Annotated in this window: 18 protein-coding genes and 1 pseudogene; 14 read left to right on the top strand and 5 right to left on the bottom strand. The window is 67.8% G+C overall.

Annotated elements, in window-relative coordinates; translation table 11 throughout:
- Positions 1–1,046: LCP family protein (locus A5758_RS24150; protein WP_369816486.1), on the top strand; the 1,046-nt coding region annotated here is incomplete at its 5' end.
- On the opposite strand, the gene A5758_RS24145 is transcribed toward A5758_RS24150, so the two are convergent.
- Positions 1,043–1,858, bottom strand: coding sequence for a glycerophosphodiester phosphodiesterase (locus tag A5758_RS24145; RefSeq protein ID WP_067213366.1), 816 nt, complete (start codon positions 1,856–1,858; stop codon positions 1,043–1,045). The genes A5758_RS24150 and A5758_RS24145 overlap by 4 nt on opposite strands.
- Positions 1,855–2,895 carry a DUF4328 domain-containing protein gene (locus tag A5758_RS24140; RefSeq protein WP_082939825.1) on the bottom strand — a complete coding sequence of 347 codons (1,041 nt, stop codon included), beginning with the start codon at positions 2,893–2,895 and terminating at the stop codon, positions 1,855–1,857. The genes A5758_RS24145 and A5758_RS24140 overlap by 4 nt, the downstream gene beginning before the upstream one ends.
- A 438-nt stretch (positions 2,896–3,333) precedes the next feature.
- Between A5758_RS24140 and A5758_RS26120 the strand changes: the two genes are divergently transcribed.
- The 9 genes and pseudogenes from A5758_RS26120 to rraA all read left to right on the top strand — a co-directional run bounded on the left by A5758_RS26120 (position 3,334) and on the right by rraA (position 9,011).
- On the top strand, positions 3,334–3,489 hold the full coding sequence (locus A5758_RS26120) for a hypothetical protein (RefSeq protein WP_197504038.1): 156 nt from the start codon (positions 3,334–3,336) through the stop codon (positions 3,487–3,489).
- A 145-nt stretch (positions 3,490–3,634) separates the two neighbouring features.
- Positions 3,635–4,258 (top strand): superoxide dismutase, encoded by a 624-nt coding sequence (locus tag A5758_RS24135; protein WP_067213370.1) that lies wholly within the window; start codon positions 3,635–3,637, stop codon positions 4,256–4,258.
- A 193-nt stretch (positions 4,259–4,451) separates the two neighbouring features.
- A complete protein-coding gene (locus A5758_RS24130) occupies positions 4,452–4,985 on the top strand; it encodes a peptidase (RefSeq protein WP_067745392.1) in 534 nt (177 codons plus the stop codon).
- Positions 4,986–5,569: 584 nt separating this feature from the next.
- Positions 5,570–5,968: a helix-turn-helix transcriptional regulator gene (locus tag A5758_RS24125; protein ID WP_067213373.1), complete on the top strand. Its 399-nt coding sequence runs from the start codon at positions 5,570–5,572 to the stop codon at positions 5,966–5,968.
- A 136-nt stretch (positions 5,969–6,104) separates the two neighbouring features.
- Positions 6,105–6,761, top strand: coding sequence for a DUF6474 family protein (locus A5758_RS24120; RefSeq protein ID WP_067213377.1), 657 nt, complete (start codon positions 6,105–6,107; stop codon positions 6,759–6,761).
- A 7-nt stretch (positions 6,762–6,768) separates the two neighbouring features.
- A complete protein-coding gene (locus A5758_RS24115; RefSeq protein ID WP_067745389.1) occupies positions 6,769–7,464 on the top strand; it encodes a YcnI family protein in 696 nt (231 codons plus the stop codon).
- Complete coding sequence (locus A5758_RS24110) at positions 7,461–7,961, top strand: copper resistance CopC family protein (protein ID WP_067745384.1); 501 nt, start codon at positions 7,461–7,463, stop codon at positions 7,959–7,961. Before A5758_RS24115 ends, A5758_RS24110 begins: the two co-directional genes overlap by 4 nt.
- A 172-nt stretch (positions 7,962–8,133) precedes the next feature.
- Positions 8,134–8,265: pseudogene (locus A5758_RS26605) on the top strand (hypothetical protein); the annotation flags it as partial.
- Between the two features lie 266 nt (positions 8,266–8,531).
- Complete coding sequence (gene rraA, locus A5758_RS24100) at positions 8,532–9,011, top strand: ribonuclease E activity regulator RraA (protein WP_067745380.1); 480 nt, start codon at positions 8,532–8,534, stop codon at positions 9,009–9,011.
- On the opposite strand, the gene A5758_RS24095 is transcribed toward rraA, so the two are convergent.
- Complete coding sequence (locus A5758_RS24095) at positions 9,008–10,477, bottom strand: NAD(P)/FAD-dependent oxidoreductase (protein ID WP_067745377.1); 1,470 nt, start codon at positions 10,475–10,477, stop codon at positions 9,008–9,010. The two genes, rraA and A5758_RS24095, sit on opposite strands and share 4 nt — an antisense overlap.
- Positions 10,478–10,553: 76 nt before the next feature.
- Here A5758_RS24095 and A5758_RS24090 point away from each other — a divergent pair, with 76 nt between their 5' ends.
- From A5758_RS24090 to A5758_RS24080, 3 genes are all read left to right on the top strand, one after another.
- Positions 10,554–11,195, top strand: a complete 642-nt coding sequence (locus tag A5758_RS24090; RefSeq protein ID WP_067745374.1) for a TetR/AcrR family transcriptional regulator — start codon at positions 10,554–10,556, stop codon at positions 11,193–11,195.
- Positions 11,196–11,218: 23 nt separating this feature from the next.
- Complete coding sequence (gene dinB / locus A5758_RS24085) at positions 11,219–12,418, top strand: DNA polymerase IV (protein ID WP_067745371.1); 1,200 nt, start codon at positions 11,219–11,221, stop codon at positions 12,416–12,418.
- Positions 12,419–12,569: 151 nt separating this feature from the next.
- Positions 12,570–13,328 (top strand): YoaK family protein, encoded by a 759-nt coding sequence (locus tag A5758_RS24080; protein WP_197504040.1) that lies wholly within the window; start codon positions 12,570–12,572, stop codon positions 13,326–13,328.
- Between the two features lie 6 nt (positions 13,329–13,334).
- On the opposite strand, the gene A5758_RS24075 is transcribed toward A5758_RS24080, so the two are convergent.
- Both A5758_RS24075 and A5758_RS24070 read right to left on the bottom strand, forming a co-directional pair.
- On the bottom strand, positions 13,335–14,342 hold the full coding sequence (locus A5758_RS24075) for a PHP domain-containing protein (RefSeq protein ID WP_067745368.1): 1,008 nt from the start codon (positions 14,340–14,342) through the stop codon (positions 13,335–13,337).
- Positions 14,343–14,364: 22 nt separating this feature from the next.
- Positions 14,365–14,796, bottom strand: coding sequence for a hypothetical protein (locus tag A5758_RS24070; protein ID WP_067745365.1), 432 nt, complete (start codon positions 14,794–14,796; stop codon positions 14,365–14,367).
- A gap of 51 nt (positions 14,797–14,847) precedes the next feature.
- Between A5758_RS24070 and A5758_RS24065 the strand changes: the two genes are divergently transcribed.
- Positions 14,848–15,696: an LLM class F420-dependent oxidoreductase gene (locus tag A5758_RS24065; RefSeq protein WP_067745362.1), complete on the top strand. Its 849-nt coding sequence runs from the start codon at positions 14,848–14,850 to the stop codon at positions 15,694–15,696.
- The last annotated feature ends 142 nt before the right edge of the window (positions 15,697–15,838 follow it).

Raw genomic sequence — 15,838 nt, 5'->3', positions numbered from 1 at the left:
TTGGTCTCGTGGGCTCGGAGATGTGTATAAGACACCGGCCCGGACCTCCGCCACGGCCCACCGCTCCGCGCACGCGCCGCAGCCGTGGCTGGCGCCGGTGGACGCGAGCGGTCGCGTCGGCCCTGGTGATCGGCGTGCTGCTGGTCGGCATCGGCGTCGTCTGCGGGGCCGTCTGGTTCGATAGCAGGCTGCACCGCGACGAGATTCTGACCGACTACCCGGGACGCCCCGGGCATGGCCGCGGGACGAACTGGTTGCTCGTCGGGTCGGATAGCCGCCAGGGGCTCAGCCCCGAACAGCAGGAGGACCTGGCCACCGGCGGCGACATCGGCAGCAGCCGCACCGACACCATCCTGCTGGTACACCTGCCCGAGCTGTGGTCCGGCGGGCGGGTGACGATGGTGTCGATACCGCGCGACTCCTACGTCCCGATCCCTGGCCACGGTAAGGACAAGATCAACGCCGCCTTCGCGATGGGCGGGGCACCCCTGCTGGCGCAGACGCTGGAGCAGGCCACCGGGTTGCGCCTCGACCACTACGCCGAGATCGGATTCGGCGGATTCGCCGGCTTGGTCGACGCGTTGGGCGGGGTGACGGTGTGCCCGACGGCGCCGCTCAGCGACCCCCTGGCCGGCATCGACCTGCCGGCCGGTTGCCAAAAACTCAACGGCCGCAACGCCCTCGGGTACGTCAGGACGCGCGACACCCCCCGGGCGGATCTGGACCGGATGGTCAACCAGCGGCAGTTCGTCGCGGCGCTGCTGCACGCCGCCGCCAGCCCCGCGGTGTGGCTCAACCCCTGGCGCTGGTACTCCGTGCCGCACGCGCTCGCCGACGCCCTGACCGTCGACCGCGACGACCACGTGTGGGACCTGGCCCGCCTCGGCTGGGGGCTGCACGGCTCGCCCACCACCATGACCGTCCCGATCGGTGAGTTCACCAGCGGTGACGCCGGGTCGGTAGTGGTGTGGAACCACGATGAGGCCAGCCGGCTGTTCGAGGCGCTGGCGGCGGACGCCCCGGTGCCTACCACTCCGCCGGACTAACCGCCCGCGCGGCCGTTCTCCAGATACGCCTTCGTGCGACCCGGGTGGTGGGTGGCAAGCCAGGCCACCCCGACGTCGCGGCAGAAGTCGAGGTCCTCGTACTCGTCGACGTTCCAGCAGTACACCGCCCGGCCCTGGGCGATCGCGCGGTCCGCGAGCTGGGGATATTCCTTCAACGTCGCCAGCGACGGGCCGACGGCGGTGGCACCGACGGCGGTGGCCGCGCCGCTGGTCAGGTAGCGCGCGGTCCTGCCGAGCAGCACGGTCGGCAGCAGCGGCGCGGCTCGCCGGATGCGCCAGACCGCGGCCGCCGAGAACGACATCACCACCGCGCGAGACCGGTCGGCGGAGGCGGGCGCGGCTATGCCGAACCGGTGCAACAGCGCGAGCAGCTTGGTCTCCACCAGCGAGCCGTACCGCACCGGGTGCTTGGTCTCGATGAAGAGCTTCACCGGACGATGCCAGTCCAGAACGAGGGAAACCAGGGCATCCAGCGTCAACAAACTGGTATCACCGTGTGCGCCGTCTTCGCGCCAGCTGTCGTGCCACGCGCCGTACTCGAGCTCACGAAGCTCGGCGAGGGTCATGGTGCTGACCAGGCCGGCCCCGGTCGAGGTTCGGTCCAGCCGGCGGTCGTGTACGCACACCAGGTGGCCGTCGCGGGTCAGGCGCACGTCGCATTCCACACCGTCGGCGCCCTCTTTGAGGGCGAGGTCATAGGCCGCCAGCGTGTGTTCGGGCCGCGCGGCCGACGCGCCGCGGTGGGCCACCACAAAGGGGTGCCCGGCGAGCACCTCCTCGGCCCACGTCATACGCCTAATGCTGCCGCTTCCTGACCCTCGAGCTCAACCGGACGTGCTGCCGGCGCGTCCGCAACGACGACCCAGCGGTGCGCGGGGCGTTCGACCGGTTTGCGCTCGAATCCCTCGAAGACCCGGGCGGCCGCGGCCACCGTGAGCCCCGCGATCAGGTAGGCGAAGACCATCGCGATGGTGTTGTTGGCGATGCCTTGGGAGTCCCTGGCGAAGCTGGTGACCATGGCAAAGACGGAGACCAGGTAGCTGGCGACCCAGGCGATCCACCACTCGACGATGGATCGGCGTATCCGGGCGTAGTGCTCCTCCAGGATCGCCAGCTCGATGACGTAGACCGGCGCCCACAGCAGGTTGGCCAACGGCACCACACACCCGGCCCACAACGCCCGGGTGGACCGCGGCTCCGGCAGGCCGTGGTGGGCGAACACGGCGGCCCGCCGCGCGATGAGCCAGCGGATCAGCATCGCCCCGGAGGTGAGCACCGCCGCGATCGCGGCCACGCTGGCCAGGATGCCGAGCCAGTCCGCCCCGGCGGCGACCCACGAGTTCAGCAGGGTATTCCGGTTGAAGACCAGCAGCATGTACCGCACGACATAGATCAGGGCGGCAATGCTGAGGACGAGCACGCTCACGAACAGCGTGGTGCGGATCATCGCTGCCGATGGCCCGGCGTGCGCGGGTTTTTCGGCCGCCGCGGTAGCTTGCCCGACGCGGTCGGCCAGGCCCCAACGCGGCATCACGGCATAACGCGGGGTGGGGCCGAGCGGACGCCTTGCGTGCCGGGTGGGCGGCGCGGCGCCGGGACGCACCGCTATCCAGCGAAAGCCCGGCGGTAACCGTGGCGGGGTGCGCTGCCAGCCCCGAGCCCCGGACGGTCGGCTCGCCGACGCGGCGCTGGGTGCGCTCCACCGCGGACCGGGGGCCGGCGTTTCCGGCAGGGGCGCCATCAGTGCCCCCTGACAACGGGGACACCACGCGCGTTGCCGCTCGCGCACGTTCCACCGAGTGCCGCATTGGGAGCACACCTGGATCACCGGACTAGCGTAACCGCGCGGCGATGCACGCCGCGGGACGCTCCGCGATGGCCGGAGTGCGGCCGGTCGGCTATCTGCTCAGCTATCACGGCCTATCCACAGTTTCCACAGGTTTATCCACATGGCTTCAGTGGGTAAGGGAAGCGTTACTACAGCTTTACCGGTTAGTCGTGACGCCACTGTGGATAACACCGCGCTTACGAAGCCATGCATCGACAGCCCAAAACCGCCGTTGAGCGAAATGGATTGCCTTGCTAAGCATCCGCGCGAGCGGCTGCAGATCGCCCCGTCGGACCGGCTTTCCCGCCGTCGCCCTCAACACGCAGCTCAGAGCATCATTTTCCAAGCCGGCCCGGAAGCGCTATGATCGCCTTCGCGAAAAATTGTTTGTGACTCACCTCACTACCGCGAGGTGTAGGAGCGGGTGAAAGGCGATTAATGGCCACGCATTCGTTCGGTCCGGGATCACCGGCCCCCTCGAAGTCGTACTCCGGCTCGCCCGCGTGGAATCACAGTTACAGCGTCGCCGCATTGCGCGCCGGGCTGATCGCACTGGCGCTGCTGGCGGTGCTCGTCCTCATCGTTCTGTCTTGAACCTGCGCTGAGCGGGTATCCGCTTTCGAGCTCATAGCGGTCTTTCTTGCGGTCCGCGCAGTCATGGAGCAGGGTTGTCTACGGCTGGCCGCCGCGTGGTAGGCCCGCGAATGAGCGTAAGAAGACAACCGAAGAAAGGAACGCCGTGGCTGAATACACCCTGCCCGATCTGGACTGGGACTACGCAGCGTTGGAACCGCACATCTCGGGTCAGATCAACGAGATCCATCACACCAAGCACCACGCCACGTACGTCAAAGGCGTGAACGACGCCGTTGCCAAACTCGAAGAGGCACGCGCCAATGACGACCACGCCGCGATCTTCCTGAACGAAAAGAACCTGGCGTTCCACCTCGGCGGCCACGTCAACCACTCGATCTGGTGGAAGAACCTGTCGCCGGACGGCGGCGACAAGCCGACCGGGGAGCTGGCCGCCGCGATCGATGACGCGTTCGGATCGTTCGACAAATTCCGCGCCCAGTTCAGCGCGGCCGCCAACGGCCTCCAGGGTTCGGGCTGGGCAGTGCTGGGATACGACACGCTCGGCAGCAGGCTGCTCACCTTCCAGCTCTACGACCAGCAGGCCAACGTCCCCCTCGGCATCATTCCCCTGCTGCAGGTCGACATGTGGGAGCACGCCTTCTACCTGCAGTACAAGAACGTCAAGGCGGACTACGTCAAGGCGTTCTGGAACGTCGTCAACTGGGCCGACGTGCAGAAGCGTTACGAAGCCGCGACGTCGAAAACCGGCGGGCTGATCTTCGGCTGAGTCCATCTCGATCGACAGGGGCGTCGCGGTTTGCGCGGCGCCCCTGTCGTTTGTCCGGCCGCGAACAGGGCAATCCGAAAACATGTGCGCCACTGGCCGTGTCGGGTTGCACGGCGCCGGACCCGCAGGCATGCTGAATTACTCGAGCTACCAGTGTGGTTAATCGGACGGAGGCGTCGCGCGGAGGTCGAAAATGGAGACTGGGTCTGACCGCCCGATAGGGGTTTCCCCTTTCCATGCTCGTGGCGCCCTGAAAGGGTTCGTGATCTCCGGGCGTTGGCCCGATTCGACCAAAGAGTGGGCCCAGTTGCTCATGGTCGCGGTCAGGGTCGCGTCATTACCCGGATTGCTGTCCACCACAACGGTTTTCGGCGCCCGCGAGGAGTTGCCCGAGGAACCCGAGCCCGGCACCGTCGGCCTGGTGCTCGCCGAGGGCACGGTCTTCGGCGACTCGGCGATTCAGCCAGGCTATTTCGCCGACCATCAGCCCCCCGCGCTCCTGATGTTGCATCCGCCCTCGGAGACCACCCCGTCGTTGCCGGAGTGCACCGGGGCGGCGTCGGGATGCGTCCTGCTCCCCGGGTTGCCATACCTGGGACTCGAGCATCGGGCCGCCTGGGTGGAAGCGGAGGCCGACGGGACCATCACCTCCATGGTGAGCCGCGTCGGCGTCGACCCCATCAGTCATCCTGATACCGCAATTCTGGCCATGCTGCTTGCGGCATGAGCAATTGCTCGAATCGGAAATCGGACTAGCGAACTCGATCGCTGTTCTTCTCCACCCGGCCATTGATTCGAGGCCGCCGACACCGCACTCCCGTCCGCTCCCGGATTCCACACCGGCGCCTCGCCCCGCAACGGTGACGCGGCAGGCCTGGCCAAGGACGGGGTTGCCGCGACGGCCAACGGACCGCGTTTCGCATTTCGGATAGGTCCACGAGCGGCTGCTTTCCGACCTCGGAGCGCATCCGGCAGCAAATAAGGCGTTAAGCGAACATAAATTGCTGCCCGGTTGCGGTGCGACCGCCCAGCACGTTCCCACCCTACCCCTTGCCGGGTCCGGCGAGGTCGGCCCGCCACCTAGGTGCCGGAGCCGAATTCTGCGGATAACCTGTGAGTTTCGCTGATTTAGTGGACACCCCAGCGAATCAGTTAGACGCTCGTCAAGTGTGGTATCGGCAAGCCCCAGCTACGCCTGGACCCAAACCGCGGGGGTTTGCACCTAGTTAGGGGAACCAAGCCTCGCTACCATGATCAGCAAATACACCTAGGTAATAGTTCACTTCTACAGCCAAGTGGAGGTCATATCCAATGAGCACGACGTTCGCTGCTCGCCTGAACCGCCTGTTCGACACGGTGTATCCCCCGGGACGGGGGCCGCACACCTCCGCGGAAGTGATCGCGGCGCTCAAGGCGGAGGGCATCACGATGTCGGCTCCCTACCTGTCGCAGTTGCGTTCGGGGAACCGCACCAACCCGTCGTCGGCGACAATGGCGGCATTGGCCAACTTCTTCCGCATCAAGCCGGCCTACTTCACCGACGACGAGTACTACGAGAAGCTCGATCAGGAGTTGTCGATCCTGGCGACGATGCGCGACGACGGCGCGCGCCGCATTGCCGTGCGCGCCTCGGAGTTGTCCCCCGAGGCCCAACACGAGGTCATGCAGCGGGTCAACGAGCTGCGCCGCGCGGAGCACCTGGACGTCTAGCGGACGCCCGGGCTGGTAACTGGTTGGCCCGGGGCCGACCTGGAGGCCTTGCGCACGCCCATTCCGATTAGGGTTGGCTCACGGATCGCGCACGCGCGAAAGCGATAGCCACGAGAGACCGGGGAGGCGGCCGGGAATGGCCCTGTTCCGCAAGCGAAAGAGTCGCGCGACGCGTCGCGCCGAAGCCCGCGCGATCAAGGCCCGCGCGAAGCTGGAGGCCAAGCTCGCCGCCCGAAACGAGACTCGCCGGTACAAAGCCGCCCACCGGGCGGAGGCCAAGGCGCTCAGGGCGCAGATCAAGGCCCAACGGGACAGCGACCGGAACGCCCTGAAGGTGGCCGAGACCCAACTCAAAGCGGCGCGCGAGGGCAAGATCTTCTCGCCGACGCGGATCCGCCGGGCACTCACGGTGTCCCGGCTGCTCGCGCCGATCCTCACTCCGGTCATCTACCGGGCCGCCGTCTCGGCCCGCGCGCTGATCGACCAGCGCCGCGCGGACCAACTCGGGATTCCGCTGGCCCAGATCGGGCAGTTCTCCGGCCACGGCGCACAGCTGTCCGCCCGGATCGCCGGAGCGGAGAAGTCCCTGCGGACCGTGCAGGAAAAGAAGCCCAAGGACGCCGAGACCAAGCAGTTCGTGTCGGCCATCACCGAGCGGCTCACCGATCTGTCTGCGGCCGTCACCGCCGCCGAGAACATGCCGGCCGCACGGCGCCGGGCGGCCCACGCCGCGATCTCGTCGCAGCTCGACGGCATCGAGGCGGACCTGATGGCCCGGCTCGGGTTGAGCTGACCAACGAATGGGACTGCCCGGCATCTCGACCCGCGCGCGGCGGGCGGCGCGCCTCCCGATCGCGGTGGTGGCTGCTCTCGGCCTCTATCTCGGCTCGGCGGCGCAGCTCCCGGCGGCGTGGGCGCACGTAAACGCCAGCAGCGACAATGCGGTGCGCGGCGCCATGGCGATCGTCACCTTCCAGGTGCCCAACGAATCGAACACGGGCGCGGTAACCACCGCGCTGAGCGTCGCCCTGCCCAACGTGGCCTCGGCGCGCACCGAGAGCATGCCGGGATGGACGGCCAAGCTCGATCGCGACGCGGCATCGGGTGCGGTGCACTCGGTGACGTGGACGGCGGCGCCGGGCGCCGGCATCGGCGTAGATCAATTCGCCCTGTTCCGGATTTCGGTGAAGTTGCCCGACGCGGAGACCGCCGGCTTCCCGGCCACACAGACCTATTCCGACGGCACGGTCGTGAAGTGGGACCAGCCGCCGCAGCCCGGTGGCGGTGAGCCGGAATACCCGGTGCCCACGCTGACACTTGCCGCGGGACCGGTAGCGTCGCACGGCCATCATCCGCCTTCGGCGGCACCGGCCGACCAGGCGGCCGCGCCCCCACGGCCGAGATCCGCGGACAACACCGCCCGGGTGTTGGGTGGCGCCGCCCTGGTCGTGGCCGCACTCGGAATCTGCCTTGCGCTGATCCGCCGACGGGCATGAGGCGGTTGGCGATCGCCGCGTGCGTCGGTGCCCTCTTGGTGATCGCACCGTTGACGGCGCCGGTCGCGTCGGCGCACGCAGCCCGGGTAGCCACCGACCCGGCGGACAACGCGGTCCTCGCGACGGGTCCCGAGCGGGTAAGCGCCACCTTCAACGAACAGCTGCAGACCACGTTCGCGGCCATGACCGTCGTCGGGCCCGACGGCAACGTGTGGTCCACCGGAGACCCGACGGTGCGTGGCGCGGTGGTCGGCATCGACCTGCGGCCGCTGGGACCGGCCGGCGCCTACACGGTGAACTACCGGGTCACCTCCGCAGACGGCCATGTGGTCTCCGGATCATGGTCGTTTCGGCTGACGGTGCCGGGCACCGGCACGCCCGGGCCCCCGGCGGGTGGCGCCCCTGCCGGCGGCGATATCCCGGTCTGGCCGTTCGTCGTGGCGGCGGCGGTGCTTGTCGCCGGGGGCGCCCTGTGGGCGGTGCGGCGCAGACCGTGACCGGCGGCCGAGGCGCCCGCACTCGTGCTGGCATGATGGGTTCGAAGAACCCGCGTGGGCTAGAAAACTACTGAAAGATTGCTCAAGGAGCGGCCGCATGGCAGACCCGCAGGATCAACCCGGCAGCGAACCCGACGGCGCGTCGACCCCGCCGCCGGAAAAGAAGCCTCCGGCCAAGGCCGCGAAGAAGGTCGCGAAAGCGCCCGCCAAGAAAGCACCCGCGAAAAAGGCGCCCGCCAAAAAGGCGCCCGCGAAGAAGGCGCCGGCAAAGAAGGCGCCGGCAAAGGCCGCCGAGCCCCCGGCAAAGACCGTCGAGCCGCCCCTCGAGGTGCGGCAACGAATCGAAACCAACGGCGACCTCGCGGCCGCCGCCAAAGACGTAGCGGCGCAAGCGAAATCCACTGTGGACGCCGCCAATAACCCGGTTTCTCCCAACGCTCCGGCGGCAGCGGCACTGACCCAGTCGCCGCTCCCGTTGATCGTCGCCCTGGCCGTCAGCCTCCTGGCGATCCTGTTGATCCGGCAGCTGCGCCGCCGCTGACCGCCGCCGTAGCCGCTACCGTGTCAGACGTGACCGTGTCATTCCGGCCGACCGCAGACCTGGTCGACGACATCGGACCCGACGTGCGCAGCTGCGACGTCCAATTCCGCCAGTTCGGTGGCCGCCCCCAATTCGCCGGACCCATCAGCACGGTGCGCTGCTTCGAAGACAACGCGTTGCTGAAATCGGTGCTCTCGCAGCCGAGTGCGGGCGGGATACTGGTCATCGACGGCGGCGGCTCCCTGCACGCGGCACTGGTCGGCGACGTCATCGCCGAGCTGGCCCGCTCCAACGGCTGGGCCGGGCTCGTCGTCAACGGTGCGGTGCGCGACGCCGCCGCGCTGCGCGGCCTCGACATCGGCATCAAGGCGCTGGGCACCAACCCCCGTAAGAGCACCAAGATCGGCGCCGGCGAGCGCGACGTCGAACTCACGCTGGGCGGGGTGACGTTCGTCCCGGGCGAGATCGCCTACTGCGACGACGACGGCATCGTCGTCGTCGGGCCCTAAACCGCTACCGGCACACGATTTTTCGCGAAGCGCAGGCCCTCATCGGCAACCTTGCCGCGCCGGATCGTGCGCATGTCGAAGAGGTAGTTCTGCTTGAGCCGCCACGGCGCGCGGGACCCCGACTTGGGCAGCATGTCCATCGCCCGCTGGAAGTAGCCGGGGCTGAAGTCCATGAAAGGCAGCTCGTCGACGTCAGGGCCGGGATGTTGCGGCTCCACGAAGTCAAAACCGTTGTCGTCCATGTAGTTCAGCAATCGGCAGACGAATTCGGAGACCAGATCGGCCTTCAGCGTCCACGACGCGTTGGTGTAGCCGAAGGTGATCGCGAAGTTCGGCACCCCGGAGAACATCAGGCCCTTGTAGGTCATCAACGATGTCAGCTCGATCGGCTGACCGTTCCGGGTGGGCCGCACCCCACCGAGCAACTGCATGTTCAAACCCGTTGCGGTGACGATGATGTCGGCGTTGAGCTCCTCACCCGAGGTGAGCCTGATTCCGGTCTTGGTGAACCGGTCGATGGTATCGGTGACGACGTCCGCCTTGCCGTGCCGGATGGTCCGGAAGAAATCGCCGTCGGGTGCCAGGCACAGCCGCTGGTCCCAGACGTTGTACCGGGGTCCGAAGTGCTTCTCGACGTCGTAGCCCTGCGGGAGACGGCGCTTGGCCATCGTCATCAACGTCTTGCGCATGTAGGCCGGACGCTTCCGGGACAGCTGGTACTGGAAGGTGCTGAACGCGATGGCTTTCCAGCGGTTGGCGATGTGCGCCAGGCGGTCCGGCAGCAGTTGGTTGGCGCGTTCGGCGAACGGGTCGACCCCGGGCAGCGAGCCGATGTAGGTGGGCGAGCGCTGCAGCATCGTGACGTGGCCCGAGCCCGAGTTCACCAGGGCCGGGATCAGCGTGATCGCGGTGGCGCCGGAGCCGATGACGACGACCTTCTTGCCCGTGTAGTCGAGGTCCTCCGGCCAGTGCTGCGGATGGACGATGCGGCCCTCGAAGTCGTCGGCGCCGGGGAAGTTGGGCGAATATCCCTCGTCGTAGTTGTAGTAGCCGGTGCATGCGAAGAGGAAGGAGCAGGTGAGCTCTCGCTGCTGGCCATCGGACTCGACGGTCACGGTCCAGCGGTTGTCGGCGTCCGACCAATCGGCGGCCAGAACGCGCTGACGGTAGCGGATGTGGCGGTCGATCTTGTTCTCGACCGCGGCCTCCTTGATGTAGGCCTTGATGTCGGGGCCGTCGGCGATCGATTTCGCCGATCGCCACGGCTTGAACCGAAAGCCGAGGGTGAACATGTCCGAGTCCGACCGGATGCCCGGGTATTTGAACAGGTCCCAGGTGCCGCCCAGGTCCTCGCGGCGTTCGAGGATCGCGTAGCTCTTGGTCGGGCAGCGCTCCTGCAGGTGCCACGCCGCACTGATGCCCGAGATGCCGGCGCCCACGATGATCACGTCAAGGTGCTCAGTCATGGCGCCACGTTATCAACGGCCTGTCGACTTAGTCAACGGGGTGTTGAAAGTTTCGACACGGTGTAAAGTAACGTCCGTGACTAGCGTCGGCCAGACCCGTGCCCTGCGTGGCCGCCGCGCCATCCGTCCCTCGGGTGACGACCGTGAGCAGGCGATCCTCGCGACCGCCGAGCGACTGCTCGAACAGCGCTCGTTCGCCGACATCTCGGTCGACGACCTGGCCAAGGGCGCGGGACTGTCGCGCCCGACGTTCTACTTCTATTTCAAGTCCAAGGACGCGGTGCTGCTGTCGCTGCTGGAACCGGTGATCGCGCGCGCCGACTCCGAGTTCGACGGCGCGGTGCAGCGGCTGCCAGCGGATCCGCGCCGGGTGTGGCGCAACGGCATCAAGGCTTTTTTCACGGCCTTCAGCACGCACCGCCGGCTGGCGCGCGCCGCCACCGAAGCGCTGGCGACCAGCTCCGAGCTGCGCGTCGTGTGGTTGGGCTTCATGCAGAAGTGGATCGACCAGACGGCCGCGATGATCACCGCCGAACGCACACGCGGGGCCGCGCCGGAGACGATCCCGGCGGTGGACCTGGCGACCTCGCTGAACCAGATGAACGAGCGGACGATGATGGCCGCCCTGTCCGCGGAGACGCCGGCGGTGGATGAGGACCGGGTCGTCGACACCCTCACCCACATCTGGGTCACCAGCATCTACGGCGAATCCAGCTAGCCGTCACCGGCGCGTGCGAACATATGTTCGTGCGGTGCGATGCGTCCATCCTGCACGCGGACCTGGATTCGTTCTACGCGTCCGTCGAACAGCGCGACGACCCGACGTTGCGCGGCCGCCCGGTGATCGTCGGCGGCGGGGTCGTGCTCGCGGCCAGCTACGAGGCCAAGGCCTACGGCGTGCGGACCGCGATGGGCGGGGCGCAAGCGCGCCGGCTGTGCCCGCACGCGGTGGTGGTACCGCCCCGGATGAGCGCCTACAGCCGCGCCAGTGACGCCGTGTTCGAAGTGTTTCGCGACTGCACGCCGATCGTGGAGCCGCTCTCGGTGGACGAGGCGTTTCTGGATGTCGGCGGGCTGCGCCGGGTTTCCGGGACACCGGTTCAGATCGCCGGACAGCTGCGAGCCGACGTGCGCGACCGGGTCGGCCTGCCCATCACCGTGGGCATCGCGCGTACGAAGTTTCTCGCCAAGGTCGCCAGCCAGGAGGCCAAGCCGGACGGGCTGCTGCTGGTGCAGCCCGACCAGGAGCTGACCTTCCTCCACCCGCTGCCGGTGCGACGGCTGTGGGGCGTGGGCGCCAAGACGGCCGACAAACTCCACGCCCACGGACTCGTGACCGTCGCCGACGTCGCTGAGCTGAGCGAGTCGACGCTGGCCTCGCTGCTGGGTGGCGCCATGGGCCGCCAGCTGTTCGCGCTGTCCCGCAACATCGACCGCCGCCGGGTGACCACCGGTGTGCGTCGCCGGTCGGTGGGTGCGCAACGGGCGCTGGGCCGCGCCGGCAACACCATGTCGGCCGCCGAGATCGACGCGGTGGTGGTCAACCTGATCGACCGGATCACCGGCCGGATGCGCGCCGCCGGGCGCACCGGCCGCACGGTGGTGCTGCGGCTGCGGTTCGACGACTTCGGGCGGGCGACGCGGTCGCGAACGCTGCCCTGGGCGACGTCCTCGACACAGCCGATCCTGGGCGCCGCGCGACAGCTGGTTGCGTCGGCCGCACCCCTGATCTCGCAGCGCGGACTGACGCTGGTCGGTTTCGCGGTGTCGGGGATCGACCGCAGCGGCGCCCAGCAATTGGCGTTGCCGCTTGACGGGGAATCGCGTGCGGTGGACGCCGCCGTCGACCAGGTTCGTCAGCGCTTCGGCAAATCCGCCCTCACGCGCGGGGTGTTGGTCGGCCGTGAACTGGGTATAGAGATGCCGCACCTTCCCGACTGACCGATTTCGTCGGTGTCGGCTAATTGTTCTCTGCCCCAAATGCTTTCGATGATTTGAGGTTGGTTTGAAATAGCCCGAGACGACGGCTTGCCCGACGGTCTGCTTGCTAAGGTGGCGAAAACCCGACCTCGAAAGTGAGCAACTGAACACGATGCCGCCGCCGCATCAAGCCCGCGACAGCGGCCCGCCCCGCGAAGGCCTCCTGCTCGGTTACAGCGCGGTACTCGCGTTATCCGCGGGCTTCGTCAACGCGGTGGCGCTCCTGATCCTGGCGTTGCCCGTCGGCAACCTGACCGCGATCACCACCCAGCTGGGCATGAACACAGCCAACCCGTGGCTTTATGAAGGCCACGTGCTCGGCGCGATCTTTTTAGGCTTCCTGGCGGGAGCGACCATTGCCGGGGCGATCCTCGCGCCCACCGATGCCCTCGCGGGCCCGCGCCACGCCGTGGTGCTGTTCCTCGAGGCAGTGTTGCTCGTCCTTGCCGCGGCCGGGGTGGAGGAAACCGTGGTCAAGGCGCAGATCAATGCCCTGGGGATCGAGCAAACCGCGGTACAGGCGCTGTTCGCCGCCGCAGCCCTTGGCCTGCAAAACGGGATGACCTCGAGCTTCCGCGGGATGGCGATCCGTACCACCCACTTCACCGGGACCGTCACCGACCTCGGGCTGATGCTCGGCCGCAGTCGGCAACACGGGATCAAAAAGTGGAATACCGCGATTCTGGCGACGACGCTCGTGCTGTTTCTGGGAGGCGGCGTGGCCGGGATCGTGTTCGGCGCCGAATTGGGCGGCTACGCGTTGCTCATCCCTGCGGCGACCTGCGCGGCCGTCGCATGCGCCAACGTGTGGCAAACCCCCGGCCGCCGCGACGAACCGGTACCCGAGCACGCGGAGACGGTGCAGGTCTGAGCCGTCTCAATTCGAGCCCGTCCACTCCAGCAGTTTGTCGGCCGGCCAGGTGTTGACGATCCGGTCGACGGGCACGCCCACGTCCACGGCGCGCTGCGCGCCATAGCCGAGGAAGTCCAGCTGGCCTGGCGCGTGCGCGTCGGTGTCGATGCTGAAGACGCAGCCGAGCTCCAGCGCCAGCTGGAGCAGCCGGGTCGGCGGGTCCCGGCGTTCGGGCCGCGAGTTGATCTCCACCGCGGTGCCGTGATCGCGGCAGGCGGCGAAAACCGCTTCGGCGTCGAACTTGGATTGGGGCCGGATGCCGCGGTTGCCGGAGACCAACCGGCCGGTGCAGTGGCCCAGCACGTCGGTGTGTGGATTGGAGACGGCGCGCACCATGCGCCGCGTCATCGCGGCGGCATCCATCGACAGCTTCGAATGCACGCTGGCCACGACGACGTCGAGGCGCTCGAGCAGCTCGGGCTCCTGGTCGAGGCTGCCGTCCTCGAGGATGTCGACCTCGATCCCGGTCAGAATGCGCATCGGCGCGAACTGGTCACGCAGCTTGTCGATGACGCCGAGTTGCGCGCGCAACCGTTCCGGCGACAGCCCGTTGGCGATCGTCAGCCGCGGCGAGTGGTCGGTCAGCGCGCAATATTCGTGCCCCAGCGCGGACGCGGTCGCCATCATCTCGTCGATCGGTGCCGACCCGTCCGACCAGTTCGAGTGCAGGTGCAAGTCCCCGCGTAACGCCGCACGGATGTCACCTCCGCCGAGATCCTCAGCGGCGGAACGCAATTCGACGAGAAGTTCGGGTTCGCGACCGGACCAGGCCTGGTCGATGACCTTTGCGGTTTTGGGACCGATGCCCGGCAGCGATTGCCAGGTGTTGGCCTGGCCGTGTCGCTCGCGAGCCGCTTCGTCGAGGCCCTCGATGATGTCGGCGGCGTTGCGGTACGCCATCACGCGCCTGGGATCCTGACGGCTCCGGTCCTTGTAGTAAGCGATCTGCCGCAAGGCGGTTACCGGGTCCATGGCTCCAGTGTGCCCGGCTGGATTACCGGAACTGCCCGACGAGGAAACCGGCGAGCAGCACGCTGAAGCCCCCGATCTCGCCGGCGATCAGCAACGCCATGAAGAGTCCGGTTCCGGGCGCGGGATCCTCGAATTGGTTGACGGTGTCGCGTCGCGCCCCGTGCGCGATGTAGCTGAGGATGGCGCCGACGAAAAAGACGACGACCACGCCGGCCGCAATCAGGTTGACCCACGTCGGCCAGGCGCTGAGCTCGACGAAGACGGCCAGCAGCAGCGTCGCGAAGGAGTAGAGCAACGCGGCCCGGTGCGCGATGTCGACGTAGGGATGGGCCCGATGGTCGGCGGCGGCCATGATCTGCCGGTACTTCCACACCCCGAGGACCAGGGCGAGCAGGAAGATCAGCCCGGCCGCCAGCAGGGTGACCTTGGTGTCGAGTCCGAGGGAGTAGCTCATCGCGCGGTTGAGTTTAGTTGCCCTTCATAAAGATCGGCTAACGTCGATTGCATGCGATTCGCCTTCAAGACCTCCCCCCAAAACACCACCTGGGCAGCCATGCTGGGCGTCTGGCAGGCGGCCGACGATATCGACGTCTTCGAGTCCGGGTGGACCTTCGACCACTTCTACCCGATCTTCTCCGACGCCGGCGGGCCCTGCCTCGAGGGTTGGACGACCCTGACCGCGCTGGCGCAGGCGACCAAGCGTCTGCGGCTGGGCACCCTGGTCACGGGGATCCACTACCGCCACCCCGCCGTGCTGGCCAACATGGCCGCGGCGCTCGACATCATCTCGAATGGACGACTCGAGTTGGGGATCGGCGCCGGCTGGAACGAGGAGGAGTCGGGCGCCTACGGCATCGAGCTGGGCAGCATCCGGGAACGCTTCGATCGGTTCGAGGAGGCGTGTGAGGTGCTGACCAGCCTGCTCAGCCAGGAGACCACCGATTTCGACGGGAAGTACTACCAGCTCAAGGGCGCCCGCAACGAACCCAAGGGCGTGCAGCGTCCCCATCCGCCGATCTGCATCGGTGGCAGCGGGGAGAAACGAACGCTGCCGATCACCGCGCGCTACGCGCAGCACTGGAACTTCGTCGGCGGTCCGCCCGAGGTGTTCGCCCGCAAGCGCGATGTGCTGGCCGCGGAGTGCGAGAAGATCGGGCGCGACCCGAAGGAGATCACGCTGTCCGCCCATCTGCGGCTGGACGAGGAGCGCAACTACCAGAAGGTCGTCGAAGAGGCCGCCCGGCTGGAGGCCGAGGGACTCGACCTGGGCATCGTGTACATCAACCCGCCGCACGACCCCGCCGTTTTGGAACCGCTCGCCGAGGCCATCCGCGATTCGGGGTTACTCGATTGATGCGCCCGGTCCCCCGTTTGTCGCGCCGAGCAAACCCCAGCGCGGCGCCCGAAGGCGTTCCGTCGGGCGGTTATACCCCGAAGATCAACAAATCGTCGGCGGTTACCAGGCGCTCGTGTTTGGCGGGGAACTCGCGGCTCTT

Origin of the sequence: Mycobacterium sp. 852014-50255_SCH5639931 (genome assembly GCF_001665605.1) — a bacterium.
Classification (GTDB): Bacteria; Actinomycetota; Actinomycetes; order Mycobacteriales; family Mycobacteriaceae; genus Mycobacterium; species Mycobacterium paraffinicum.
This window is presented reverse-complemented; position numbering and strand designations above follow the sequence as displayed.